Origin of the sequence: Flavobacterium sp. LS1P28 (assembly GCF_003970335.1) — a bacterium.
Lineage (GTDB): Bacteria > Bacteroidota > Bacteroidia > Flavobacteriales > Flavobacteriaceae > Flavobacterium.
The window spans coordinates 1-24,694 of record NZ_RYDI01000015.1 but is presented as its reverse complement, the minus strand read 5'-3'; the positions used below and the strand labels follow the sequence as shown (position 1 = coordinate 24,694).

Sequence of the window (24,694 nt, the reverse complement as noted above, 5' to 3'; positions counted from 1 at the left end):
TTAATAAATAAGTAATCATAAAATTTTTTTTTAAATAAAAATTGTGATAAAATTGTGATATAATAAACCAAATCTATTAATTTATAACAAATTCATTATGAAAAAAATTCTTTTATCTGCTGTAGCATTATTAATGCTTTTTTCTTGTCAAAATGACACAACAGAAATTACTCCATCAGCTGATGCAGTTACAAAACGTGGTTGCGCATCTCAAGAGGTGTTAGCTGCCCAAATGAAAGCTGATCCGTCATTAGTTTTGCGAATGAATAAAATTGAAGCTTTTACCGACAAAGCAATGTTATCTGGTCGCTTAGTTAACGGTAAAGTAGAAATCCCAGTGGTCGTAAACGTTTTATACAGAACTACAGCTGAAAATATTTCGCTGGCACAAATCCAATCCCAAATTGACGTATTGAATAAAGATTTTAATGCTGCAAATTCTGATTATAATTCAGTTCCCGCAGCATTTTCAGGAGTAAAAGCAAATGTTGGAATTACATTCGTCTTACAAAGTGTAAAGAGAAGATCTACTACTATAACATCTTGGTCTACAGATGATTCTATGAAAAAATCAACAAATGGAATCGTTCCAACTACACCAACAACTGTATTAAACATGTGGTCTTGTAATCTTGGTGGCGGTATTCTAGGCTACGCACAATTTCCTGGAGGTGCATCGTCTACCGATGGAGTAGTAATGGATAACAATGCATTCGGTACTACCGGGACAGTAACAGCGCCATTTAATCTAGGAAGAACAGCAACTCACGAAGTAGGACACTGGATGAATTTACGTCACATTTGGGGTGATGCTACTTGTGGAAGCGATTTAGTTTCTGACACGCCTACGCACAATACTGCTAATTATGGTGTTCCTACCTACCCTCATTACAGTACATGCTCTGGTACTCCTGTAGAAATGACTATGAATTACATGGATTATACAGATGATAGAGGTATGTACATGTTCTCTAACGGCCAAAAATCAAGAATGGATGCAATTTTTGTTTCTGGTGGAGCAAGAGCGAGTTTCGGAATATAATTTTTAGTTTTTTAGAATTTAAAACTCGCTACTTGTTAGCGAGTTTTTTTTATCTTTAGCCCTTAATATAAAGATATGATTACGTCAAAAACCATTTCTAGCGGCATTATCCGTGCGCTACTTACCTTAGTGCTAGGTGCTTTAGTGCTGTTCTTTTTCTACCAAATTCAATCGGTGATAATTTATCTTGTAGTATCCTTTATATTCACAATGATTGGAAATCCTATTTTAGATTTTTTTAAACGGAGATTAAAATTTAATCATCTCTTTGCTACTATTACCACTTTGTTTATTTTTATACTGATTATATTTGGTTTCATAATGATGTTTATTCCTTTGATTTTATCCCAAGGACAAAATTTATCACTGCTCAACACAGCAGAAATTGAAAAAAATATAATTGAGTTAGCCAATCAGATCAGTGTGTTTTTGGAAAGTCATCAAATTGATTCCTCACAAATACTTAAGGAAGCCAACATTTCCTCTAAAATAAATTTTAATATCATTCCAAATTTTCTAAATGCTATTTTGGGAACAATCAGTAGTTTTGTTGTGGGACTGGCTTCGGTACTGTTTATTACTTTTTTCTTTTTAAAAGACCGATTAATGTTTCTTTTAGGAGTAAAAAAATTAATTCCCAATAGTCACGAATTTCAAATTTTAAATTCACTGGAAAAGATCAACCATTTACTATCGCGTTATTTTATTGGATTATTGCTTCAATTATTTATTGTGTTTCTTTTATACTTCATAGTCTTAGTCATTTTTGGTATTCCCGATGCAATTGTTATTGCTTTTTTATGTGCTGTATTGAATATTATCCCCTACATAGGTCCATTAATTGCATCGGTGTTAGCCGCAATTTTGACTATGATCAGCAATTTAGGTGGTGACTTCCAATCCGATATTTTACCTACGACAATTTACGTTCTTATTGGTTTTTGGATCGTTCAGATTATTGATAACAATTTATCCCAACCTATTATCTTTTCAAAAAGTGTCAGTTCACATCCCTTAGAAATATTTCTGGTTATCTTAATTGCCGGTTTTCTTTTTGGAATATTGGGAATGATTGTAGCCGTTCCATTGTATACAATAATTAAGGTGATAGGGAAAGAATTTTTTCCGGAAAATAAGATCATTCAATCATTAACTAAAGACCTTTAATTTTGGATTTAATGATTTTAAATACTGAAGTACAAGTATTTATCAATGCTAACATTGGTACACACGTAGCAACATTAGCATTACAAAAAAATCCCTTTCCCAATGTGGATTGGATCACCATTTTGAACCAAATAGACGCTAAGACAAAAGCAAAAGATAAATTGCCACATTGGTTCTTGTCCCAAAACATCATTTATCCAAGCAAACTTTCAGTAGAACAAACGTCTTCTGAAAAAACAGCTTCTTATAAAGCTTCTATTGTTACTGGTGATCACTTAATCGATTTGACTGGAGGTTTTGGTGTGGATGATTTTTATTTTGCACAAAAAATAAAAGAAGTGGTTCATTGCGAAATTAATCCCGATTTATCTCAACTTGTAAAACACAATTTTGAGCAATTACGTGTTCCTAATATTACTTGTTATACCGGAGATAGTCTGGCAACCTTAACCGCTTTAAAAACAAACTGGGACTGGATTTATATTGATCCTTCCAGAAGAAATGATACCAAAGGAAAGGTATTCATGCTTAAAGATTGTTTGCCAAATGTTCCTAAAAATCTAACTCTTTATTTTAAAAATACAAATGCTATTCTCATAAAAACGGCTCCTATTCTTGATATTACTGCCGGACTAACGGAATTACAACACGTGAAACAAATTCATATTATAGCCGTTGAGAACGAAGTTAAGGAATTGTTATGGGAACTTCATGCAGCTTATTCCGGACCAATACGCATTAAAACTGTCAATATCCTCAAGGATAAAAATGAAACTTTTGATTTTATTTGGAATGAAGTTGCTAGTTTTTCAAATTTCAGCTTACCTCAAACCTATTTATACGAACCCAATAGTGCTATTATGAAATCAGGTGGATTTGATGAAGTGGGATCCTTTTACAAAGTCAATAAACTACACAAGCATTCCCACTTATACACTTCCATGGACTTAATTCCCTTTCCGGGTCGTGTTTTTGAAATTCAAAATACATTTTCCTATAACAAAACAGCGATGAAATTTTTTTTAGAAAACAGTAAAGCCAATATCACAACTCGGAATTTTCCGGACAGTGTAGAAAGTATTCGGAAAAAATGGAAAATAAAAGACGGAGGAAATATATATAGTTTTTTTACAACTGATGAAAATAACCATAAAATAGTTTTAATTTGCACCAAAATATCATAAAAATGAAATTCATAATTACATTAACTTTCTTTTTCTTCAGTTTGAGTCTTTTTGCACAAAAACCATGTGATTACAGTGAAAACGTTACTGATTCAATAGGAACCTATAAATCAACTAAAGAATATATGATTAGTGAAAAAAAATTTGCCGGAAACTCCAGCTATATTTTCTATTCACTGGCTTTAACGGATGGATTACCAACCTTAAACATACAATTTATCCAAAAAAGCAAGGGATTTATAAAAGCGAATTGTTTTGATAAAAATTCAAAATTGTTTTTACAACTCAACAACGGAAAAATAATTACGTTGATACACACTGATCAAGAAGATTGTGGCACTTTGATTCGTGATGACAATGGATACGATAACCGGATCAATTCTGCAGCATTTATGTTTATGAAGGATAGTTTTGAAGAATTAAAAAGTTCTCCAGTTTCTATGATGCGCATCAAATATTTAACTGATACAGAGGATTTTATTATAAAAAAGGAATTTAAATCGGAATTAAACAACGAAATTTACTATCCGGAAACCTACTTTATAAATACGATAAAGTGTATCGAATAATAGTTTATTTACATTCCCATTTAGTATTAGAAATAGTGTCATTCAACCCTGATTTTACATTATAATGCCACCATTCCGAATCAAATGAATTAAAACCACTACTAATCATTGTTGTTTTCAGCAGGTTTCTATTTGCCTTTACTGTGTGCGAAACAGTAGGATAATCATGACTCGCTTCGACTCCAAAAAAATCAAAACCAGTACCCATATCTAATTCTTTTCCACTGCTGTTCACTAAAGTAAGGTCTACAGCTCCCCCTCTATTATGAATTGATCCCTTCGAAGGATTAGCCACGTACTTAGGATTAGGTACAATTTCCCACATTTTTTTCTGAATATCTAAAGGGCGATAGCAATCAAAAATTTTAATCTTATAGCCCTTTTCCATAAACTTCTCATTGGCTTCAACAAGTGCACGAATGGTTTTTAACCGCAAAAAACATTCTGCGCAATCATATACTTTTGCGTTCAGGAAATTGTCTGTTGTGGCGTATTTCATATCATACAGAAAATCTTGACTGTATTCTTTCAAATTTACAAATAGCGTATCATTGCTAATTGAATTCTTTTTTTCATCCGTTTTAGAAATCAAATTTTGGGATTGACAACTAACAATACAAAAAAGAAAACTAACGAATAGAAGTGGTTTGACTATAAAAATCATGTGTTTATTTTTTATAAAAATAAGTAAAAAATGACGGTATCAATTATTACCTATGAATTAATCCGTTCAGTAGTCGTTTCATTTTTGAAAAAGCAATTGGATTTCCTTCAATTGCTTTATATTAAGAAGATCTATAAGATATCCGCTAAAACAAATAAGTCCTCTAAATTGCTTTTAGAGGACTTATTTGTTTTTCCTAATATTGATCTAAATGCATCGTAAGACCCTGACTGTTTTAGATTTTTTTCGTGTTCTTAATTTAATTTGCTGTTTTTTCGGCTAAAGCCAAAATAAATAACCAATCCAATCAAAAGCCATATTCCAAAATAAATCCAGTTCCAAACACTCAATTCAGCCATCATGTACAAACAACAAATCAATCCCAATAGCGGTATCAAAGATAAATTTGATTTAAAAGACCAAACGGATAATCCAGCTAAAACAATCAAGAAAATCCACATTGGAATTTTGTGTTTAAATAAACTAAAACCGCTTTCATATTTCACTGCATCAGCAATTGGCAAACCCGCTATAACAGCAGCATATTTTGCATCATCTTGTTGATATTGGCGTAATAAATGCTCTAAATCCGGCGTTTCATCAGTGCTGTTTTTAGCATCAATAGTGACTAAATAATTGTATACTTTTTGGGTTTCTTCTTTGTTTAACGAGGTGATGATAGCGGATGAACTGTTGATTTGAGTTTCATTGGTAATAAAATCCATTGTTCCTTTTTTATTGTAACCAAAAGCAAACACCAATCCCATAATAATCAAAACTGGCAATATGAATTTTGAATTTACATAAGGAGTTTTAAATTTTCCGCGAGGTATATCGGTTCTGTTTTGTAACACTAAAACTCCGGCACAAACCAATACAAAAGCGAATAACGTTCCAATACTGCACAAATCCGTAACCAATGTTAAATTCAAAAATAAAGCGGGAACTGCTACTACAAACCCGGTAACAATTGTCGCATACGATGGTGTTTTGTATTTTGGATGTACTTTTGAGAAACGTTTTGGCAACAAACCATCACGACTCATACTCATCCAGATACGCGGTTGTCCCATTTGAAAAACCAATAAAACACTTGCCATAGCCACAACCGCACTGACGGCAATGATTCCGGACATCCATTTTAGGTCTAATTTTTCAAATACAAAAGCCAAGGGATCACCTACATTCAACTGGTCATAACGCACCATTCCGGTAAGTACCAGAGCAATGGCAATATATAAAACGGTACATATTATTATGGCCCACATCATTCCTTTAGGCAAATCACGTTGTGGATCTTTGCATTCCTCAGCCGTTGTCGAGATGGCATCAAACCCAATGTAAGCAAAAAACACTGCTGAAACTCCTTTTAAAACTCCTGTAACACCATTAGGTGCAAAAGGATCCCAATTTGCAGTATCCACATAGAAAACACCAACCGCTATGACTAAAAGAACAATACATAATTTGACAACCACCATGATATTACTCGCATTTCGAGATTCTTTCATTCCGCGGTAAATCAATGCCGTAATCAAAACAATAATCAGTAGTGCAGGAAGATCTGCCACAAAATGAAACGATCCAATAACCGGCGAAGTCGTCCAGGCTGTATAAGCATCCTGTAAAGCAGGACTTAAGTTTGCAAATTCTTTGCCACCTTGCATTAGCGCAATGGCATCGTCAAAACCTCTGGAAGCGGACAAAAAATCCATTTGAACCCATTGTGGTAAGTGAAGCCCGCCACTTTCAAGTAAACCCGTAAAATAGTCACTCCACGATATGGCGACCGTTATATTCCCCACAGAATATTCCATTATCAGCGCCCAACCAATAATCCAGGCTATTATTTCTCCAAAAGCCACATACGAATACGTATAAGCACTTCCGGAAACGGGAACCATCGATGCAAATTCAGCATACGCAAAAGCAGCAAAACTACAGGCTATAGCAGTAAACAAGAACAAAAAGATAACTGCAGGCCCTCCATCAGAACTAGCTTTACCAATCGTACTGAAAATTCCGGCTCCTACAATTGCGGCGATACCAAAAGCTGTTAAATCACGCGCCGTTAAATGTTTTCCTAATGCATTATGGCCATCGGCATCTCTTTTTTCAACCTGTTTTAAAATATCTTGTACTGTTTTTTTTCTAAATAAACTTGAAGATGCCATAAACTAAACTTTATCATTAAAAATTAATAAACTGTAAATTGTATGCTATAATTATGAAAATAGTTCAAATTATCTTCAAAATTCAAAAGTATAAAACAATTTTAATTAATGGAGTTTCTCTAACTATTTTTTTATTTATTTTTTATAAAAGTTAAATCAATTTTTTTTTATAGTAAATAAGTCAAATTTTGCTATTCATCTAATTAAAAAATAATTTTAAAAAACAGCTGCAATTATTATTTCAACCAGCTTTTTAGAATCGTGACCGGATGCAAGGCTTTTCTACTGGTACCATCAAAAATCTGATGGCGGCAACTAGTTCCTGCTGCTGCGATAGCCACTGTTGCATCAGTAGCTCTTATTTTTGGGAACAAGGTGTCTTCTCCCATTTGCATGCTGATTTCATAATGTTCTTTTTCATAACCAAAAGAGCCAGCCATACCACAACATCCCGAATTATAAATCGTAACTGAACTATTTTTAGGGACATTCAACATTACAAAAGTTGCTTCCATAGTACTCAATGACTTCTGGTGACAATGTCCGTGAATTTTTATTGTTTTTGCAACATCAGAAAATTGATCGGGATTAATTTTGCCTTTTGTAATCTCATTTTTAAAAAACTCTTCAATCGTAAATACATGTTGTGCTAATTTTTCAGCACCTTCCTTATCGTCAGCCAATCGAATGTATTCATCTCTAAAGGTCAATATCGCTGAAGGTTCTATTCCTATCAACGGAAAATCAGTAGTAACATAATCCGAAAAAACAGCTACGTTTATGTTTGCGATTGCTTTGGCTTCTTCCAGAAAACCTTTAGAGATAAAAGCCCTTCCGCTTTCCTCATGATCCACCATAATTACTTCATATCCTAATGCTGTCAATAACTCGTACGCATCAATGCCTACTGAAACATCATAAAAATTAGTAAATTCATCACAAAACAAACATACTTTTCCGTTTACAAAAGAATCACTTGGTGCTTGATTCCAATTTTTCTCATACCATTTTCTAAAGGTTTGCTGAGCCAGAGGCGGTACTTCTCTTTTTGAGGCAATTCCCATCGTTTTTTTTACCAAAGGCAAGTTCAGCATGAAATTCGTAAACTTTGGAGTGATACTCCCCAGTCCATTCAATTTCGCATTAAAAGCAAATACTTTATTGCGCCATGAAAATCCATTCGCTTTTTGATAGTGGTACAGAAACTCTGATTTCATTGCTGCCACATCCACATTACTGGGACATTCACTGGCACAAGCCTTGCAGCTCACACACAACTCAAATACCTTATACAATTCTTCATGATCGAACTTATTGTCTTTTTCTGAATGCGTCAAATATTCCCGCAGCGCATTGGCTCTGGCTCGCGTCGTATCTTTTTCATTCCGCGTGGCGCGATAGCTAGGACACAAGGTTCCTCCAGCCGAAGGTAATTTTCTGCAATCACCAGAACCATTACATTTTTCCGCAGCACGCAAAATCCCCATACTATCAGAGAAATCCTGAATAGTTTGTATTTCCGGTTCTACTCTCCCCGCTTCCATCCGAAGATTTTCATCCATTTTGAAAGCGTTTACAATTTTTCCCACATTCAAAATGGTGTTGGGGTCAAAAGCATGTTTGATTCTTTTCAATAATTCATAATTCTGTTCTCCAATCATAAAAGGTAAAAACTCTCCACGAACAATACCATCCCCATGTTCCCCGCTCAAGGAACCTCTATATTTTTTGACTAAAACAGCCACTTCGGTTGCGATGTTTCTAAATTGGTGTATCCCTTCTTTTGTTTTCAAATTCAAAACCGGACGCAAATGCAATTCTCCTGCACCGGCATGCGCATAATAAATAGCACTTTGACCATGACGCTCCATCATTGCGGAGAATTCAGCAATATAATTAGGCAAATCACTCAATTCAACAGCGGTATCTTCAATAGAATCTGCCGCTTTATTGTCGCCAACAATACTGCCTAAAAGTCCAAGACCTGCTTTTCTCAGCTCATTTACTTTATCAATATCTGCTCCGTAAATTTTTGGCAAAGCATACCCAAAATTATTTCGTTCTAAATCGGAAATCAAAGCATTGGCCTGTAATTCAGCATCTTCCATACTGTGATACGAGGCTACTTCAAGCATGATAACCGCTTTTGGTTCTCCTTGAATGAAAAATCTATTTTTAGCCTGTTCCCGGTTGGTTTTGGTACAATCTAATATGGTGTCATCCATCATTTCACAAGTGTACAAATGGTGTTTCATTGCGGTAACCACAGCTTCTAAACTTTCCTGAATGGTATGAAAATGGGCCACTATCATCACATTATTTGTTGGCGGTAGCGGATCTACTTTCAGCGTAATTTCAGTGGTAAATGCTAAAGTTCCTTCGCTTCCACAAAGGAGTTTTCCTAGATTTATAGTGCTTTCGGTTCCTCCAAAAAGTTCCGATTTCAATACTAAATCAACTGCATATCCGGTGTTTCTTCTGTGAATTTCAGGTTTCGGAAATTCTTTTGTAATCTCTTTTTGGTTTTCTGTGTTCGAAAGTTCCTCATAAATAGTCTTGTAAATAGAACTTTCAAGCGTGTTCCCTTTTGTTTTTTCAATGAATTCAGCAGAAGTCATTTCTTTAAATACTGCCGAACTTCCATCACTCAAAACTGCTTTAATTTCCACAATTTTATCTCGGGTAACTCCGTACCGAATTGATGTAGTTCCAGATGAATTATTGCCTACCATTCCGCCTATCATACAACGATTGGAAGTCGAAGTATTGGGGCCAAAAAACAATTCGTGCGGTTTTAAATATAAATTCAGTTCATCCCGAATTACTCCTGGTTGTACGGTAACGGTTTTTTTAATAGAATCAAAAGCAACAATCTTTGTAAAATGTTTCGAAACATCCACGATTATTCCACTACCTACAGTTTGACCTGCCAATGATGTTCCGGCAGTTCTAGGCGTAATTGAAATTTTATTTTTTGCTGCAAAGCGAATAATTTTTACAATATCTTCCTCTGATTTTGGAATCGCTACAGCAAGCGGCAGGATCCTGTAAGCCGAAGCGTCAGTGGCATACAATGTTTTATGAAGGTCATCATATAAAAGAATGCCTTCTAATGATTGAGATAGTTCTTGTAACGGAGGCGTAATTGACATATTGTGGAGTGAATTGCTGTTATTTTCACAAATATAAATATATAGTGGTGTATACTTTAAAAACTAATAAGAAATATTCAAATCCTTTTATTATTTAAGGTAAAGTATTCTTTAATGTTATTTTGAAAAAACGGCAAAGAAATTGCGCTGATAAAAAAAGTCGAATTTTAAACCCATTTTATCGGGTAAATTTCACTAAAAAAACTATTTTTGAATACTTTATAAACAATACTCTAATGAAAAATCGCAAGCACACTCTTTTGCTTATTTTATTCTTTTTACTATCTTTTTCGATTGGTAACGCACAAACATCCGCTACAAATCCCAAAAATGAATTTAGAGCCGTTTGGATTGCTACAGTGGTGAATATTGACTGGCCTAAAATGAGTACTGATAATGTTGCCAAACAAAAAGCAGATTATATTGAGATTTTAGAGGCTTATAAAAAATTAAATTATAATGCAGTCATTGTTCAGATTCGAAGTGTTGGTGATGCTTTTTATCCAACCCAATTAGCACCTTGGTCCCGATTTTTGACCGGTAAAGAAGGACAGGCACCAAAACCTTATTTTGACACCTTAGCGTGGATGATTGCTGAAACGCATGCCAGAGGTTTTGAATTTCATGCTTGGATGAATCCATACCGAGCCACAATGGATTACAATACTGCACTTTTAAGTCCTCAACACGATTTTTTTAAATATCCCGAATGGATGATAAAATATGGTGGTAAATACTATTACAATCCTGCTTTGCCTGAAGTTCAAAATCATTTGACAGCTGTCGTGGAAGAAGTCGTTACAAATTATGACATTGATGCCATTCATTTTGATGATTATTTTTATCCGTATAAAATAAAAGGCGAATTATTTGACGACACTGATTCTTTCAAAAAATATGGAGATGGATTGGGTTTAGCGGATTGGAGACGTAAAAATGTGAATGATTTTGTAAAAAGTGTTTCAATATCGATCAAAAAAATCAAACCGTGGGTGCAATTTGGCATCAGCCCATTTGGTGTCTGGAGAAATAAATCAGTAGATCCAAGAGGTTCCGAAACGGAATCTGGGCAAACTAATTACGATGATTTATTTGCTGATCCGTTAGCGTGGATGGAAAACAAGTGGATTGATTACCTTGTTCCGCAGCTATACTGGAGTATGGATCACCCTAAAGCTTCCTATTCGAAATTGTTGCGTTGGTGGTCTGAAAATTCAACAAATACGGCAATCTATATTGGTAACGGATCATACAAAATCAATACCGACTCTGACAAAAGATGGAATAATCCATACGAAATCCCCAACCAAATAGACATTACCAGATCATATAAAAATATTCAGGGTAATGCTTTTTTTAGTGCCAAATCATTTTTAAACAAAAATCAAAGTGTGACTCGATTACTGGAAAACAACCAATACAAATATCCTGCACTTCCTCACGTTGTTCCAAATTTTGTCAAAAAAGTAATCGCTGTTCCAAGGGCAAACTCACTGGTTAAAAATTCGATTTCTTCTAGTTTTTATGTTCCTTATCCTGAAAATAGTCAAGTGCGTTATGTGATGGTTTATGGATCTACATCTGAAACACAAATTGATGTGAATGATCCGAGCCAAATCATCAACAAAATTGCTTTCAATGAGAAAAACCCAGTTGAAATAGTAATTCCTACTTATAAATTAGATAAAAATAATTCCTGCGCCATTACATTCATCGATTTTTATGGCAATGAAAGTGAAGCTGCTTTTGTCAATTTTACACTATAATTTTAATTGAATATAATTTGCCTTAAATGAAAACAGACAATAGACCCTGGTATTGGATTCCCGTTTTAAACTTTGCTTCAGGCTTGCCGTATGCTATTATTATTTCGGTTTCGGTAATAATGTATAAAAACCTAGGAATCAACAATGAGGATATTGGTATATATACCAGTTTACTATATTTACCATGGGTAATCAAACCGCTGTGGAGCCCTTTTATTGACCTCTATTCGACTAAAAGAAAATGGTTTTTGAGCATGCAATTACTGATTGCAGTTGCATTTTTGATTGTGGGCTTGACCATTCCTATGAATAATTTTTTCATGCTAAGTCTAGCTGTTTTTTGGATGGCGGCATTTGCATCAGCCTCTAATGATGTGGCCAGTGATGGCTTTTACATGTTGGCTTTAGAGAAAGACCAACAATCCTTTTTCCTTGGAATCCGGAGTACATTTTACAGACTTTCTATGCTTACCGGAAACGGATTAATTGTAGTTATTGCTGGTTATCTGGAACAGGAATATGGAGACAAACAAAAAGCATGGTCCTACACCATGGTAATTGTAGGATTAATTATGACGGTAATTACCATTTACAATTATTTTTCGACTCCAAAAATTGAAACAAAAATTGCAGAGGCAAAAACGGAATCAGTCCCAAATAAAAGCTTCGGAGTTGTTTTTGCTACTTTTTTTCAAAAGAAACAAATTGGTTTAGTTTTGGCTTTCATTTTATTATTCAGATTAGGAGAATCTCAGTTATTAAAAATGTTAACTCCTTTTTTAATAGATCCTATAACTGCAGGAGGCATGGGCTTAACCACACAGGATGTTGGCGTTATCTATGGGACTTTTGGCGTGATTTCGCTTACTTTGGGCGGCATCTTAGGCGGTATTGCCATTTCCAGAGATGGATTAGGAAAATGGATGTTACCCATGATTTTAGCCATGCACTTACCTATAATAGGATTCATACTATTATCCCATTTTCATCCCGGTTCCGTTTTCTATATTTATGCGACGGTGATTGCGGAACAATTTGGTTATGGTTTTGGTTTTGCGGCTTTCATGATGTACTTGATTTATGTGGCTGATGGCGAATCAAAAACCTCTCACTACTCTATTGCAACCGGATTTATGGCGTTAGGAATGATGCTTCCGGGAATGTTGAGCGGATTTATTCAAGACTATTTGGGCTATGGAAATTTCTTTATTTGGGTGTTTTTGGCAACCATCCCTGGATTAATTTTATCCCGCTTTTTGATTTTTCCTGCCGATTTCGGTAAGAAAACAGAACAAGAATAAACAAACTAGCTTTTTTTTAAACATATAAGTCATATAAGTTTATTTAAGAAAGTAAGACTCTCTTAAAAATAACTGTTTTTTCACAACCCTTTTAAATAATTATTTATTCTGTGTAATTTGACTTACGTGACTTATTTGTTTAAAATTAACATCATATTCATTTTATAATGACAATAGAACAAAAAATAGGACAATTTTTTTTTCCAGCCGTTTTCATCAATGATACTGAGGAAAACATTCAGGCTACCGAACGATTAATAAAAGAGCACAATATAGGTGGATTGACTTTTTTTCACAGCCGTGCCAGTGCAGCAACCAATTATGAAACTACAAAAAAAGTAGTCCTGAATGATGGTAGTTTTCAGCGTTTAAAAGAACTCATAATCAGATATCAAAATTGTGCTACGACTCCGTTATTAATGAGTATTGATGCCGAATGGGGATTGGCTATGCGCGTAGAAAAAACACCACAATATCCGTATGCGATTACCCTTGGCGCTTTGCCTGACAATAAAAAAAATCTGGTTTATGAAGTGGGCAAACAAATAGGTTTAGACTTAAAATCAGTTGGGATTCATTATAATTTATCGCCATTGGCGGATATCAATAACAATCCGAATAATCCTGTAATTGGCTACCGTTCTTTTGGTCAAGACAAAAAAAAAGTAACTAATTTTGCGCTGGAATATCTCAGAGGACTTAATGATACTGGTGTTTTAGGCTGTCTCAAACATTTTCCCGGACACGGAAATACTAATGTTGATTCGCATTTGGGATTACCTATTTTAAAAGAAACTCTCGAAGAATTAGTAGCCAATGAACTGGTTCCGTTTATAAAAGGAATTGAGAACAAAGTCGATTCGATTATGATTGGCCATTTGGCAGTTCCTGCTTTGAACGAAGGAAAAAACACTTCGGCAACGCTGTCAAAATCCGTGATTGAAACCCTTTTGCGCAAGCAATTGGGCTATGATGGTTTAGTGATTTCGGATGCTTTGAATATGCACAGCGTTTCTAAATTATACGATCAAAAAGGGCAACTGGAATGGGAAGCTTTTAATGCTGGTAATGATATTTTGTGCTTTGCCGAAAACGTACCCGAAGGAATACAGGAAATCCTAAAAAACGCAACTCCGGAACGGATTGAAGCTAGCTTTAACCGGTTGTGGAAATGCAAACAAAAAGCAGGTATTATAGACGGAACTTCTAAATTACCGCATCTTTCCCGGAATGCTTTTGATTTTAAAACCACTTCTGAATTAAACTCAAAAATTGCTCAAAATTGCATTACTAAAATAAAAGACACCCGCAATACCGTTACACTTTTTGATGCAAAAAACAGAGCGAATCTAGCCAAAATAAGTCTGTATAAAAACACTGAAAATTCTTTTTTTAAAAATTTATCGGCCGCATTGCCTTGTCCTGAATTTTGCTATGAAAGAGGAGATACCATAGCCCTGAATGAATTAGATGAACTGCTACTTGATTTTGATACTATCCTTATTGCTTTGTTTGTTCCAAAAGCCAAACCAATGAATAATTTTGATATAGAGGATTTTGTATTGCAGTATTTAGAAAAATTATTTATTTCAAAAAAGTGTTTTTTATATGTCTTTGGAAACCCGTACGCATTACAGATAATTCCTAACTTAAGTGCTACTGCAGGAATCGTTCAAGTGTATCAGGATTTTTCGGAATTTCAAGAAACAGCAGCACACCAATTACTGGAAAACATGGAGTGTAAAGGAGCTCTACCGGTGCAAATATCAACTATTGAATAGACTCATAAAATATTTGATTTTCTCTAAAAAGGACTACGGATTGTGAAAAATAACCAAAAAATAAATTCCGAAATATTTTAAATCCCGAATGATTTAATTTGAAAGTTCTACTAATAAAATCTACAAAAAACCAAAACTGATAGAGCAGCCACTTTAGGATATAAGGCTTTTTTTTATCTATATTGCACATCCAAACACTATAGAATGGATATAAAAATCAACAAAAACAAAGAATTATCAATAGGACAAGCGTTGATTCCTGTTCTAGCGCTCATCATGCTGCTAGGTTTTAATGTATTCGTTTACGGTGATGATGCTTTGAGCGGAAGCAATCAATTTGTACTCCTGCTGGGTGGAGCTGTTGCAGCAATTATAGGTTTTTTTAATAAGGTTACCTATCAAAAAATGATTGATGAAGTGGCCGAGAACATCAAATCAACCGTAGGCGCTATCCTGATCTTACTTATGGTTGGAGCATTAGCGGGAACTTGGTTGGTAAGTGGCATTATTCCTTCGATGATTTATTATGGGTTACAAATTTTGAGTCCAACGGTATTTTTGCCTGCTACATTGCTAATTTGTTCTATAATTTCTATTGCTACCGGAAGCTCCTGGACCACCAGTGCTACGGTAGGTATAGCATTAATTGGTGTTGGTGGCGCATTGGGTTTTGATTTAGGAATGGTTGCAGGGGCCGTTATTTCCGGAGCCTATTTCGGAGACAAATTATCGCCCATGTCAGACACAACAAACCTCGCCCCTGCTATGGCCGGAACCGATTTGTTTACGCACATCAGATATATGATGATAACAACAATTCCTACGTATATTATTACTCTAATTTTGTTTATTATTCTGGGTTTGACAGTGGATATTAAAGGAGATGTGGATATAAAAACACTGCTGAATGATATTGAAAGTTCTTTTACTGTTTCGGGATGGTTATTTATAGTTCCCGCTGTTGTTATTGGATTAATCATAAAAAAAACAGAACCGCTAATTGCTCTTTTAGCAGGAACTCTTCTGGCTGCTGTATTTGCAATTCTATTTCAACCTCACATCATCAATCAAATTTCTGGTGTCAACAACATGACTTTACAATCCGGTTACAGAGGAATAATGGATGCCATAACAACTAAAGTAAGCATTCCTACTACAAATGAAACCCTTGCGGATTTATTTACTTCTGGAGGAATGCAAAAAATGCTGGGAACTATATGGTTGATTCTTTGCGCAATGGTTTTTGGTGGCATTATGGATGCAATTGGCGCATTGGCAACAATTAGTAAAGCCCTCTTAAAATTAGCACACACCACTTTTGGTTTATTTGCGTCTACCGTAGGGAGCTGTTTGGCATTAAACATTACAGCTTCGGATCAATATTTAGCCATTGTAGTTCCGGGTAAAATGTTTGCGAAAGCCTATAAAAATAAAGGTTTAGCCCCTGAAAACTTAAGTAGAACATTAGAAGACGCCGGGACTGTAACCTCGGTATTAATTCCTTGGAATACCTGCGGAGCGTACCAATCAGGAACATTAGGTGTGCCAACATTAGACTATCTTCCTTTTGCCTTTTTTAATCTTTTAAGCCCTTTTATGACTTTATTATTTGCTGCTTTCAACATAAAAATAAGACAATTACAAAGTGATGCGAACAATACATCTATCTAAATAAAAGTTATCATGTAACCACTAATTCTCATCATCGATTTAGAAAACATCAAAACCTAATTCTAGATTTAGAAATAAATAAGAAAATGCTGTAGCTGAAAGAATAACTGGAATATTAAAGCAGGAATTTATGATTGACAAATACAATCTAGATTTAAAAGTTATGAAGCAAATTGTAAAAGAATCAATCAGCATATACAATGAATTAAGACCTCATTATTCTAATTTCATGCTGACTCCAAACAAAATGCATTTACAAAATCAAATTAAAATGAGGACATATAAAACAAAAAACACTTACAAAAACGTTTTTGCAAGTGTTTAATTAAATATTTTTATCTAATAATCTGTATCGGTTATTCAGGACAAGACAACTTAATAACTTCGTTAGGTTTAAAAAAAACTATTGTTTCCCAATTAATACTTATATTCTCCTTAGTTACTTTGTTCAGAAGCCCAATTATCCATATAAGTTTCAAACACATTTAAAGGTACGGAACCAACCTGCAAAATGGCATCGTGAAACTTTTTGATTTCAAACTTGCTGCCTAAGCTTTTGATGTATTTGGCTTTCAATTCCGAAATTTTCAATTCCCCTGTTTTATAGGAAAGCGCCTGTCCTGGCATTGCCATATATCTTTCTGTTTCTGAAACAGAAGCTTGCTGCTCTCTTCCCCCTTTTTCCATCATGTATTGGATTGACTCTTCTCTTGTCATTATTCCGGTATGCAATCCAACGTCTGTCACCAATCGTATCGCTCTAAATAATTCTGATTTGTAGGCAGCCAATTTTTGATAAGGATCGGTGTACAATCCTAGTTCATCACCCAATGATTCGGCATACAAAGCCCAGCCTTCAGAAAAAACGGAATAGCCAGCAAATTTTCTGATTTTAGGCATGGATTGATTCTCTTGCTGTAAGGACAATTGAAAATGGTGCCCCGGAATTGCTTCATGTATAAAAAGATTGTCCATCCCCAACTTATTGAATTTAGTAGCGTCAACGATTGGAACATTAAAATAACCGGGTCTGCTACCGTCCGTTGTGCCTCTTTCATAATTGGCTGCCGACGTCGCCGCTTTAAATTTTTCAATTGCCTTCACCTCGAAGGCTGTTTTGGGAACAATATTGAATAATTTTTTCAGCTTCGGCTCTATGATGGGCAGGATGGCTCTGTAACTTTCCAATATTTCTTCGTCAGTGGTGAAAGGAAAAAAGGAGGGATCAGTCAGGGCATGATTGAAAAATGCAGTTCGGTCTCCCTGAAAGCCAATTTTTATCTTGAGGTCATCGATCTCTTTAGTAATCTGTTCCACCTCTCGAAGTCCCGTTTGGTAAATTTCATCCGGTGTTTGATTGGTAGTGGTGTTTACTCCAACAAAATATTCATACATTGCTTTTCCATTGGGCAAATCATTGTAGCCCGATGTGGTTCTGGATTTTGGCAAATAAACATTTTTTAAATAATCGGCCAGTTTTCGGTAAGTAGGGATTATTTTAGTGTTGATTGCCTTTTGATAGGCCAATCGTATCGCTTTCTTTTCTTTTGCAGAAAAGGAGCTTGGCATATTCCGAACGGGTTCATAAAAGATATTTTTGAGTGTATCTGGCGCAATTTGAGCTTCCAGCTGCGGAATCATTTTAATCACCAAGGCTTTGGGAAGTACCATTTTCATTGCAACGCCTTTGTTAAAATTAGCTATCGCAGTATCGGCCCATATCGTAAAACCATCAATTCGTTTGAGCCAGTTTTCATAATCTTTCGCTGTTTTAAATGGTTGAGAACTTTTTCCTGAACCAAGAGAAGGTAATGAACTGGGATAGCCCCTAAACTGGCTAAAGGGAATGTATTCAAGATGGAATGTTTCTCTTTCCAGGGCTTGCTTTATTTGGAGACTTACGATGTCGAAAGAAATTTTATCAAAAGAATTCAGCTTGTTTCTATCAAACGATGCTAACTGTTTTTGATACACGATGGTAAAGTCGTGTTGTTTTTTTAGGTAGGGTTCAGCGATATCGTTCGGAAATAAATCGTTGTACCTGTTGTCGCCTCTTTGTGTAGCTGTCAATGGGTTTAATAGCAAGCCTTCTTCGTAATAATTATCTAGAAATTTGCCGAATTTAGCATTGCTTGAGTTTTTTTGTGCCATTACAATTGTGCCGGTGAAAACAAAAAGCAGGACTGCTGTTTTTCTAAGAAGAGATTTTAATTTATTCATATTAAGGATTATTTAGAAAATGATTTAATACTACACGCTTGATTAGTCTTTCGATTAAATGGCTGTTATTAGGGTATTTATGTTAATTTTTTTTTTAATATGCTAATTTATGTTTTATTTTTTTAACTATTGCAATTATTTAGTTTGTCCTCAAAGCGCTATTATTTACAATACCATTTCCAGTTTGTACTTTAACTCAAAATAGTTTTGATTTACTTCTATTACTTTTATACCGGCTTCTTCAATAGCGGTTAATTCTTCTTTTTTTGATCCATCTGCATCAAAATAGAAGAGTATATTTTTATCACATTCTGTAAGTGTTTGTATTACTTTGTCTGCAAACATGTTTTTTACTTATAAAATTAGATGTGATCTAGCAATACTCTCTTTCATTTTATTCTCCACATTTGCGGCTTCAGCGAATTCGTACCATCTTTTCACAGCCTGATCAATTTGCTGGATGATAGTATTCGCCTTTTTTATATTCATTGATTTTGCTACTGTCAGTAAATCTTCTCTGGTAATATAGGTTCTCTTTCCATTAATACTTAAGTTATGCTGACTTACCCAATCACTATCAGGGCGATAGGCAAAACAAATATCATAAGCAGGAGAAAGTTCCCAATCACCCTCTTTCTTTAGTCGAAATGCAAAGTTTTTTGTATGGTCATCACAATTGCGTGCTATTACATTAAACACCATCCTTCTGTATAACTGTTCCGCTTGTGGATACGGTAGTTTTAATAAACGCATGGTTTGAAACAACTGTTCGTAACTAAAACTCGTTATTTGGTTAAAGTCATAGTGTTGCATTGCGCATAACGTTTGTATGTGGTGTTTTTGATCGCCATTTTCTCTATCAAAACGTTTCGTCATGAAATGCGCTCTACCATTTTCTTCGTATAAACGGCATTCCATCATTTCAATTCCGGCTGCTCTTGCCATCAGATAATAAGCCATTTCAATTCTACCATAGCCAGTACTTGCACCAAACTGCACATCGCTTACCGTATCAAGTTTGATTAACCAATGTTCAAATCCTTTTGGGGCATTTGTTTGTCCGGATTTTACCTGTCCTGTTTTTTCGTTATAGGCAATAATGGCTTTTGGACGAGCACCACCAGCTGAGGTTCCAATTTTAAGGATGTTCATCATGGCTTCTTGCTCGTTTTGGTTTAGATTGGCTGTAAAACCTTCTCTTTTGTACAGCATTTTTTGAGAGATGGCTACCAAGCTATCCACTTCTATATCAAAAGCTCTTTTATTGACATTAAATTGGGAAGGTTCAAATTCAAGCGCACCCATACCACGGGTTCCTATAAAGCAAAGCATTTCAACAGGGTTCATACTGTTTTCCGGTCGACCATTTTGGGCCAGCCAACTGTTAATTAATTGGTTTCCATAATCATCTGGCAATACATCTGCCAGCAATCCAGGAAGTCCTTTAAATGTTTTAATTTCTTTTAATTCTGTGAAAGTAAAAATACGTCCACGAGCATTATTGGCAGGCATTTTTAATGGGGCTAAATCCCAGTTTTTCGCCAAGAATTTTGCCTCATATTCAAAACTAGCTACTCCCGTTTCTGTATTCCAAGCAACAGCTCCCACCGTTTCATTCCATATTTTAACAAATGCCGTTGTTATCATTACCAATCTGATTTTTTATTAGAATCATTGTCACTGTTTCTCGCTCGTTGTCTTTTTTGCTGATCTAGTTTAGCTAACTCTATAGGACTTATTTGTTCTTGTATCTTGAAAACCTCCATAATATAGAGAAGGTCTAATACTCTTAATACTTGTAGCAAGGTTGGGACTGTTATTGTTCCCCCTTTTTCTAGTAAGCTGAGTGTAGAACGGCTTATATTTGCGGCTCTGGCAACCTCTTCCTGCGTTTTGTTCTGCGATAAGCGATGGTGTTTAACAAAAGCACCGATGGTTTGTGCTAAAGCGTTATCGCTCATTGCTATCCAGTTTATGTATGATGTATCATTCATAAAGTAGTTATTTATGATTTAATGACTGATGTGTCATACAAATATAGCTAATTTTAACGAAAAACTCAATAAATAACTTTAAAAGACTATTTCATTAAGAATGTTTTGGTCTTCATCTTCATCTAAAATTTCCATCGGTACATATTCTTCACAAAAGGATTTAAATTTGTCTTCCGAATTTTTATCCCAGAAAATGATTCTTTCTTGATTTAAAAGGCCTAAAACTTTTTTACATACCTCTTGTTCAGTAATTACAATGATTAGCACCCCTGATGTCCTCGTAATAATAGTGTATGCAAATTCAAATGCTTCTTTTTCAAATTCTAAAGGAATATATGTTGACCAAATCACACATTCTTTTTTCAACCCTTTCAAACTCAGAATGAAATCCGATTCTACCTTTATATTTTTTCGAGATAACAGATTCCTTAAGTTATAATCTCTTTCTAAAATACAGGTGTTTTTTAGATCAAAAATTTTGTAGTGCTCGATTATGCTTTCTATTTTAGGAATAAGTACTTCTTCGGATTCACCATATACTACAATAGGTCTTGCAACTGGAGGAGTACCTTTATATGGTACAATATTAGAAGTGCCTTTCATTTTGCCAGCTTCCGTGGACCATTTATCTGTTTCTACTCAATTCAATTCTTTAGCCATTTACAGTAATTCGAGTGTAGATAGGTACTAGACCGTTTACACTAGCTTTGGCTCTCTTTGCGTAAAAGAGAATAGATACTTTTGTTTTCATTGCGGTAGCCTTTTAATTAGTATTCAATTTAGATTTCTAAAGGATATCAAACAAGATGTTTAAATAGTGGACTAGTGATAAACTAGCCATTGAACAGGTTGTTTGAAATTTTCAAGTTGATTTAGCGAGACCCTGATTTTTGAATTATTGTAGGGTCTCGATTTTGTCTCGTTAAGAATGAGATTAGATGAATAATTTGAATAATACGTAAAAGCAAAAACCCCGTAAATCATAAGATTTACGGGGTTTTGATACCATTTGTTTTTCTACTGGCGGAGAAAGAGGGATTTGTTTGTTTTTATAAAGTCCCGTAAAATAAGGCTTCGGAAAGCTTTTATTTTAAGTGACACCTCAACTGACACCTCTCAATATGTTAGCAAATTGTTCTAAATTTCAATTACTCAAATATAGGATTTTTTTTGCTTGAATTAGTGATTAATTATAATATTTTGAACAGGTTAGGTAGTATTTTTTGAACTAGTAAAGTTTAAAATTTAGTTGCCTAAAACACAATTTCTATCCAATTATCAAAGGTTCAACCTGTTCAATTTTTAGGCTCGTGTATTGGCAAAATTCCTCGATTGACACGAACTCATTCTGGAGCTTATTGAGCTCTTTTCTTATTTTTTGTAGTAGTCTAATACTTTGACGATAACTCTTTCCGGTTATGCGTTGTATATCCTTTGGATAGATACACAATCTCTTATTTTCGGTTCTCATACTCTATCTATGGCTTTGATTGGGCGTTGCCTAACTAGAAACCTCTATGACTCAAGTTCTGGCACTCAATAAAAATAATAAATAAAAGCTTTGGTTCAGAAGCGGCGATTTGTTTCCATTTATGATGGGCGTAAATGGTTATTTATGTCGATATGTGCCATTTGTGTCGGAAAGTGACACATGGAACTGTGGTGTCTTTTTTATTTGGTTTAATTGGCTAAAATTTGTTTCATAATCAATCGAAAAATGTTGCAACAGGATGATGATTGACGAGTTTTAAGTAAAAATTTAATCTAAATTTTAGAAATTATGGCAAGACAGAAGGGTATTATTAAATTGAAAGGTACTATTGGTGATATTACTTTTTACAAAACCAAAGACGGCCATTTGGCCAGAGAAAAAGGGGGAATCGATGCGAGCAGAATTGCGAGCGATCCTGCGTTCCAGAGAACGCGTGAAAATGGCTCCGAATTTGGAAGAGCTGGAAAGGCAGGGAAAACTTTGAGAACGGCATTACGAACGTTACTTATCAATTCTGCTGACAGCAGAATGGTGAGCCGATTGACTCAATCCATGATTAAAGTGATCCAAGCGGATATGGTAAGTGAGCGTGGATTGCGAAATGTTATTGATGGTGAGGCAGAATTACTTGCCGGTTTCGAATTCAACATTAGAGGAAAGCTGGGCACTGCTTTATTTGCTCCTTTTGTGGGGACGATTGACCGTGCTACGGGTGATATTATGGTTGATTTATTGCCGTTTGTACCTGCGAACATGATTGCGGCTGCAAGTGGAACTACTCATTTCAAAATCATATCAGCAGGTGCGGAAATTGATTTTGAAGCAGAAACCTTTGTCGTTGCTACTTCGGAAACGGATATTCTACCTTGGGATTCGAATCAAACTGTTGCTATCAATCATGTCAATCCGGTTACTCCGGGCAGCACAAAACCATTGTTTTTGGCTTTAGGCCTTGAATTCTTTCAAGAGGTAAATGGTAGAATGTATCCGTTGAAAAATGGCTCTTTCAATCCATTGGCTTTGGTTCAAGTGAGCGGTCTGTAAGATGGTTTTAGTGTTGAATAGGACGTATTTCCCTGAGGGAACGCAAGGGGCTTTAGAATGGAACGGCACCTTAGTTTGTTATACCATCGAATTGCCCTGGTTGCGAAACCAAAAGCGTATTTCTTGTATTCCCGAAGGAGAATATGTTTTGCAGAAACGATTTAGCCCCAAGTTCCAATGGCACTTGCATTTGAAAAATGTTCCGGGAAGAGATTTGATCTTAATCCATCCCGCCAATGACGCCAAGAAAGAGTTATTGGGCTGTATCGCAACTGTAACACTGCACACTGGAATAGGAAGAGGAAGTTCTTCCCGAAAAGCGTTAGAAAAGCTGAAAGCTATAGTTAATACAGCTTTGGCCAATAATGAAGAAGCGAAAATATTAATCCAATCTAATCCTTCGACTCCGCTCAGGATGATAAGGCTTAAAACAAGTAAAGAAATTATGAATATAGTTGAACGTGCAAAAGCACCTACCCCGAAGTTCTTCCGGGTTTTGAGAAGTATTGGATTGGCTTTATTGACCATCAGTGGCAGTATCATTGCAGCTCCGGTAACATTACCAGTAGTTTTTGTCAGTATTGCCGGATATGCAGCCCTTGCGGGAGGTGTCATTTCGGTAATCAGTCAAATTACGGTAGACGATGAGGCCAACCGAGAGCAGGCCATCACCAATCGGTTGAAAAAAGACAATCAATATTTACCGCGAGATGGAATCAAATAACACTTTATCAATTGGAACCGCGTCCGGAACTTTATTGAGTGTGATGCCAAATATTGTTTCTGAAGATATTCTAAAAACGATTATCTTAGCGGTAATTGGAGCTATTATTAGTTTCCTAATTTCGCTCCTTTTAAAAGGATTGACAAAAATTAAAAAAAAATAATTGGAGTTTGGCTTGGTAACCTTTTCTAGAATTTATTTGAAAGTCTGGTCGTGAGATCAGGCTTTTTTTTAGTTTATTTTTTGCAGTTAATTATCGTGGCGAAAAATAAAAAGATTATTTTTAATTGTTACAGAAGATGTTAATTAAAAGAGACAAGCAATTTTTAAAAAAAATAGCAACGAGAATTAGCCACTTGAAGAAATGTTGCGAAATAAATTTTACAATAAAAACAGCTACAAAAAGAAAAACGCTTGTAATAGTATCTTAAAGATCCGTAACAAGCGTTTTTTCTAAAAGCAACTCTTTATTGTAATAAGGTATGTTTTTCAGAAGCCTTAAAAACTTACGAGGATTTTTAATACCCTGATTTCAATAAAAATTATTTTGTTGGTCCGTTATCAACCGTTGCTTCAATAGTTGACTGAATTGAAGTAGACAAATTACTCAATAAATCATATCCTGTTGCGGCTTCAATTGCATCTACACTTGTACGGTAGGTTCCCCATGCACCTGTAGTGTTTATATTAGGAGTATTAACTGCAATTACACGAGTGCTTGTAGTTACTCTGCCAACATCATTGGTACC

At 35.2% G+C, this 24,694-nt stretch carries 20 protein-coding genes and 2 pseudogenes; 13 read left to right on the top strand and 9 right to left on the bottom strand.

Annotated features, from left to right (window positions below):
• Nucleotides 1-97: 97 nt before the first annotated feature.
• From EKL97_RS11665 to EKL97_RS11650, 4 genes are all read left to right on the top strand, one after another.
• Nucleotides 98-1,042, top strand: a complete 945-nt coding sequence (locus tag EKL97_RS11665; RefSeq protein WP_126453317.1) for a zinc metalloprotease — start codon at nucleotides 98-100, stop codon at nucleotides 1,040-1,042.
• Nucleotides 1,043-1,117: 75 nt separating this feature from the next.
• A complete protein-coding gene (locus EKL97_RS11660) occupies nucleotides 1,118-2,209 on the top strand; it encodes an AI-2E family transporter (protein ID WP_126460045.1) in 1,092 nt (363 codons plus the stop codon).
• A 2-nt stretch (nucleotides 2,210-2,211) separates the two neighbouring features.
• A complete protein-coding gene (locus tag EKL97_RS11655; RefSeq protein ID WP_126568934.1) occupies nucleotides 2,212-3,393 on the top strand; it encodes a THUMP-like domain-containing protein in 1,182 nt (393 codons plus the stop codon).
• A 2-nt stretch (nucleotides 3,394-3,395) separates the two neighbouring features.
• Nucleotides 3,396-3,962: a hypothetical protein gene (locus EKL97_RS11650; protein ID WP_126460051.1), complete on the top strand. Its 567-nt coding sequence runs from the start codon at nucleotides 3,396-3,398 to the stop codon at nucleotides 3,960-3,962.
• 4 nt (nucleotides 3,963-3,966) lie between these two features.
• Here EKL97_RS11650 and EKL97_RS11645 read toward each other — a convergent pair whose 3' ends face one another.
• A complete protein-coding gene (locus EKL97_RS11645) occupies nucleotides 3,967-4,626 on the bottom strand; it encodes a M15 family metallopeptidase (protein WP_126515643.1) in 660 nt (219 codons plus the stop codon).
• Nucleotides 4,627-4,656: 30 nt separating this feature from the next.
• Here EKL97_RS11645 and EKL97_RS11640 point away from each other — a divergent pair, with 30 nt between their 5' ends.
• Nucleotides 4,657-4,848: a hypothetical protein gene (locus EKL97_RS11640; protein ID WP_126568933.1), complete on the top strand. Its 192-nt coding sequence runs from the start codon at nucleotides 4,657-4,659 to the stop codon at nucleotides 4,846-4,848.
• A gap of 32 nt (nucleotides 4,849-4,880) precedes the next feature.
• On the opposite strand, the gene EKL97_RS11635 is transcribed toward EKL97_RS11640, so the two are convergent.
• Together EKL97_RS11635 and EKL97_RS11630 are read right to left on the bottom strand one after the other, a co-directional pair.
• On the bottom strand, nucleotides 4,881-6,800 hold the full coding sequence (locus EKL97_RS11635) for an amino acid permease (protein ID WP_126568932.1): 1,920 nt from the start codon (nucleotides 6,798-6,800) through the stop codon (nucleotides 4,881-4,883).
• A 236-nt stretch (nucleotides 6,801-7,036) separates the two neighbouring features.
• A complete protein-coding gene (locus EKL97_RS11630; protein ID WP_126568931.1) occupies nucleotides 7,037-9,952 on the bottom strand; it encodes an FAD-binding and (Fe-S)-binding domain-containing protein in 2,916 nt (971 codons plus the stop codon).
• 236 nt (nucleotides 9,953-10,188) lie between these two features.
• Between EKL97_RS11630 and EKL97_RS11625 the strand changes: the two genes are divergently transcribed.
• The 5 genes and pseudogenes from EKL97_RS11625 to EKL97_RS16100 form a co-directional block, all read left to right on the top strand.
• A complete protein-coding gene (locus EKL97_RS11625; RefSeq protein WP_126568930.1) occupies nucleotides 10,189-11,718 on the top strand; it encodes a glycoside hydrolase family 10 protein in 1,530 nt (509 codons plus the stop codon).
• Between the two features lie 26 nt (nucleotides 11,719-11,744).
• Entirely contained in the window at nucleotides 11,745-13,019 is a 1,275-nt protein-coding gene (locus tag EKL97_RS11620) for an MFS transporter (protein WP_126568929.1), read from the top strand.
• A 167-nt stretch (nucleotides 13,020-13,186) separates the two neighbouring features.
• Nucleotides 13,187-14,800 (top strand): glycoside hydrolase family 3 protein, encoded by a 1,614-nt coding sequence (locus tag EKL97_RS11615; protein WP_126568928.1) that lies wholly within the window; start codon nucleotides 13,187-13,189, stop codon nucleotides 14,798-14,800.
• A 204-nt stretch (nucleotides 14,801-15,004) separates the two neighbouring features.
• A complete protein-coding gene (gene nhaC, locus EKL97_RS11610; RefSeq protein WP_126460073.1) occupies nucleotides 15,005-16,471 on the top strand; it encodes a Na+/H+ antiporter NhaC in 1,467 nt (488 codons plus the stop codon).
• Nucleotides 16,472-16,565: 94 nt separating this feature from the next.
• Nucleotides 16,566-16,796: pseudogene (locus tag EKL97_RS16100) on the top strand (IS3 family transposase); the annotation flags it as partial.
• A gap of 110 nt (nucleotides 16,797-16,906) precedes the next feature.
• On the opposite strand, the gene EKL97_RS11600 reads toward EKL97_RS16100, so the two are convergent.
• The 5 genes from EKL97_RS11600 to EKL97_RS11580 all read right to left on the bottom strand — a co-directional run bounded on the left by EKL97_RS11600 (nucleotide 16,907) and on the right by EKL97_RS11580 (nucleotide 21,288).
• The gene (locus EKL97_RS11600; RefSeq protein WP_126568927.1) at nucleotides 16,907-18,691 is read right to left on the bottom strand and encodes a DUF885 domain-containing protein; all 1,785 of its coding nucleotides are present in this window, start codon (nucleotides 18,689-18,691) and stop codon (nucleotides 16,907-16,909) included.
• A gap of 165 nt (nucleotides 18,692-18,856) precedes the next feature.
• Nucleotides 18,857-19,036 carry a hypothetical protein gene (locus tag EKL97_RS11595; RefSeq protein WP_126460079.1) on the bottom strand — a complete coding sequence of 60 codons (180 nt, stop codon included), beginning with the start codon at nucleotides 19,034-19,036 and terminating at the stop codon, nucleotides 18,857-18,859.
• A 9-nt stretch (nucleotides 19,037-19,045) separates the two neighbouring features.
• Nucleotides 19,046-20,338 carry a type II toxin-antitoxin system HipA family toxin gene (locus tag EKL97_RS11590; protein ID WP_126562206.1) on the bottom strand — a complete coding sequence of 431 codons (1,293 nt, stop codon included), beginning with the start codon at nucleotides 20,336-20,338 and terminating at the stop codon, nucleotides 19,046-19,048.
• On the bottom strand, nucleotides 20,338-20,685 hold the full coding sequence (locus EKL97_RS11585; protein ID WP_126568926.1) for a helix-turn-helix domain-containing protein: 348 nt from the start codon (nucleotides 20,683-20,685) through the stop codon (nucleotides 20,338-20,340). Before EKL97_RS11585 ends, EKL97_RS11590 begins: the two co-directional genes overlap by 1 nt.
• 78 nt (nucleotides 20,686-20,763) lie before the next feature.
• Nucleotides 20,764-21,288, bottom strand: a complete 525-nt coding sequence (locus tag EKL97_RS11580; RefSeq protein WP_126460088.1) for a hypothetical protein — start codon at nucleotides 21,286-21,288, stop codon at nucleotides 20,764-20,766.
• Nucleotides 21,289-22,465: 1,177 nt separating this feature from the next.
• On the opposite strand from EKL97_RS11580, the gene EKL97_RS11570 reads away from it, so the two are divergent.
• Genes EKL97_RS11570 through EKL97_RS15710 form a run of 3 tightly spaced genes read left to right on the top strand, consistent with a single transcriptional unit; the run spans nucleotide 22,466 to nucleotide 24,108 of the window.
• The gene (locus tag EKL97_RS11570; protein WP_126568924.1) at nucleotides 22,466-23,221 is read left to right on the top strand and encodes a hypothetical protein; all 756 of its coding nucleotides are present in this window, start codon (nucleotides 22,466-22,468) and stop codon (nucleotides 23,219-23,221) included.
• 13 nt (nucleotides 23,222-23,234) lie between these two features.
• Nucleotides 23,235-23,945 (top strand): DUF5675 family protein, encoded by a 711-nt coding sequence (locus EKL97_RS16045; RefSeq protein WP_317125240.1) that lies wholly within the window; start codon nucleotides 23,235-23,237, stop codon nucleotides 23,943-23,945.
• Complete coding sequence (locus EKL97_RS15710; RefSeq protein ID WP_197037193.1) at nucleotides 23,932-24,108, top strand: hypothetical protein; 177 nt, start codon at nucleotides 23,932-23,934, stop codon at nucleotides 24,106-24,108. Before EKL97_RS16045 ends, EKL97_RS15710 begins: the two co-directional genes overlap by 14 nt.
• A 379-nt stretch (nucleotides 24,109-24,487) precedes the next feature.
• On the opposite strand, the pseudogene EKL97_RS11555 reads toward EKL97_RS15710, so the two are convergent.
• Nucleotides 24,488-24,694, bottom strand: a pseudogene (locus tag EKL97_RS11555) (DNA/RNA non-specific endonuclease); the annotation flags it as partial.

Excerpts from the sequence above, each read along its gene's own strand:
- EKL97_RS11585 (WP_126568926.1), bottom strand. The coding sequence starts at position 20,685 with ATGAATGATACATCATACATAAACTGGATAGCAATGAGCGATAACGCT.
- EKL97_RS11665 (WP_126453317.1), top strand. The coding sequence starts at position 98 with ATGAAAAAAATTCTTTTATCTGCTGTAGCATTATTAATGCTTTTTTCT.
- EKL97_RS11645 (WP_126515643.1), bottom strand. The coding sequence starts at position 4,626 with ATGATTTTTATAGTCAAACCACTTCTATTCGTTAGTTTTCTTTTTTGT.
- EKL97_RS11635 (WP_126568932.1), bottom strand. The coding sequence starts at position 6,800 with ATGGCATCTTCAAGTTTATTTAGAAAAAAAACAGTACAAGATATTTTA.
- EKL97_RS11600 (WP_126568927.1), bottom strand. The coding sequence starts at position 18,691 with ATGAATAAATTAAAATCTCTTCTTAGAAAAACAGCAGTCCTGCTTTTT.
- EKL97_RS11630 (WP_126568931.1), bottom strand. The coding sequence starts at position 9,952 with ATGTCAATTACGCCTCCGTTACAAGAACTATCTCAATCATTAGAAGGC.
- EKL97_RS11595 (WP_126460079.1), bottom strand. The coding sequence starts at position 19,036 with ATGTTTGCAGACAAAGTAATACAAACACTTACAGAATGTGATAAAAAT.
- EKL97_RS11580 (WP_126460088.1), bottom strand. The coding sequence starts at position 21,288 with ATGAAAGGCACTTCTAATATTGTACCATATAAAGGTACTCCTCCAGTT.
- EKL97_RS11615 (WP_126568928.1), top strand. The coding sequence starts at position 13,187 with ATGACAATAGAACAAAAAATAGGACAATTTTTTTTTCCAGCCGTTTTC.
- EKL97_RS11660 (WP_126460045.1), top strand. The coding sequence starts at position 1,118 with ATGATTACGTCAAAAACCATTTCTAGCGGCATTATCCGTGCGCTACTT.
- EKL97_RS11640 (WP_126568933.1), top strand. The coding sequence starts at position 4,657 with ATGACGGTATCAATTATTACCTATGAATTAATCCGTTCAGTAGTCGTT.
- EKL97_RS11650 (WP_126460051.1), top strand. The coding sequence starts at position 3,396 with ATGAAATTCATAATTACATTAACTTTCTTTTTCTTCAGTTTGAGTCTT.
- nhaC (WP_126460073.1), top strand. The coding sequence starts at position 15,005 with ATGGATATAAAAATCAACAAAAACAAAGAATTATCAATAGGACAAGCG.
- EKL97_RS15710 (WP_197037193.1), top strand. The coding sequence starts at position 23,932 with ATGGAATCAAATAACACTTTATCAATTGGAACCGCGTCCGGAACTTTA.
- EKL97_RS11620 (WP_126568929.1), top strand. The coding sequence starts at position 11,745 with ATGAAAACAGACAATAGACCCTGGTATTGGATTCCCGTTTTAAACTTT.
- EKL97_RS11570 (WP_126568924.1), top strand. The coding sequence starts at position 22,466 with ATGGCAAGACAGAAGGGTATTATTAAATTGAAAGGTACTATTGGTGAT.
- EKL97_RS11625 (WP_126568930.1), top strand. The coding sequence starts at position 10,189 with ATGAAAAATCGCAAGCACACTCTTTTGCTTATTTTATTCTTTTTACTA.
- EKL97_RS11590 (WP_126562206.1), bottom strand. The coding sequence starts at position 20,338 with ATGATAACAACGGCATTTGTTAAAATATGGAATGAAACGGTGGGAGCT.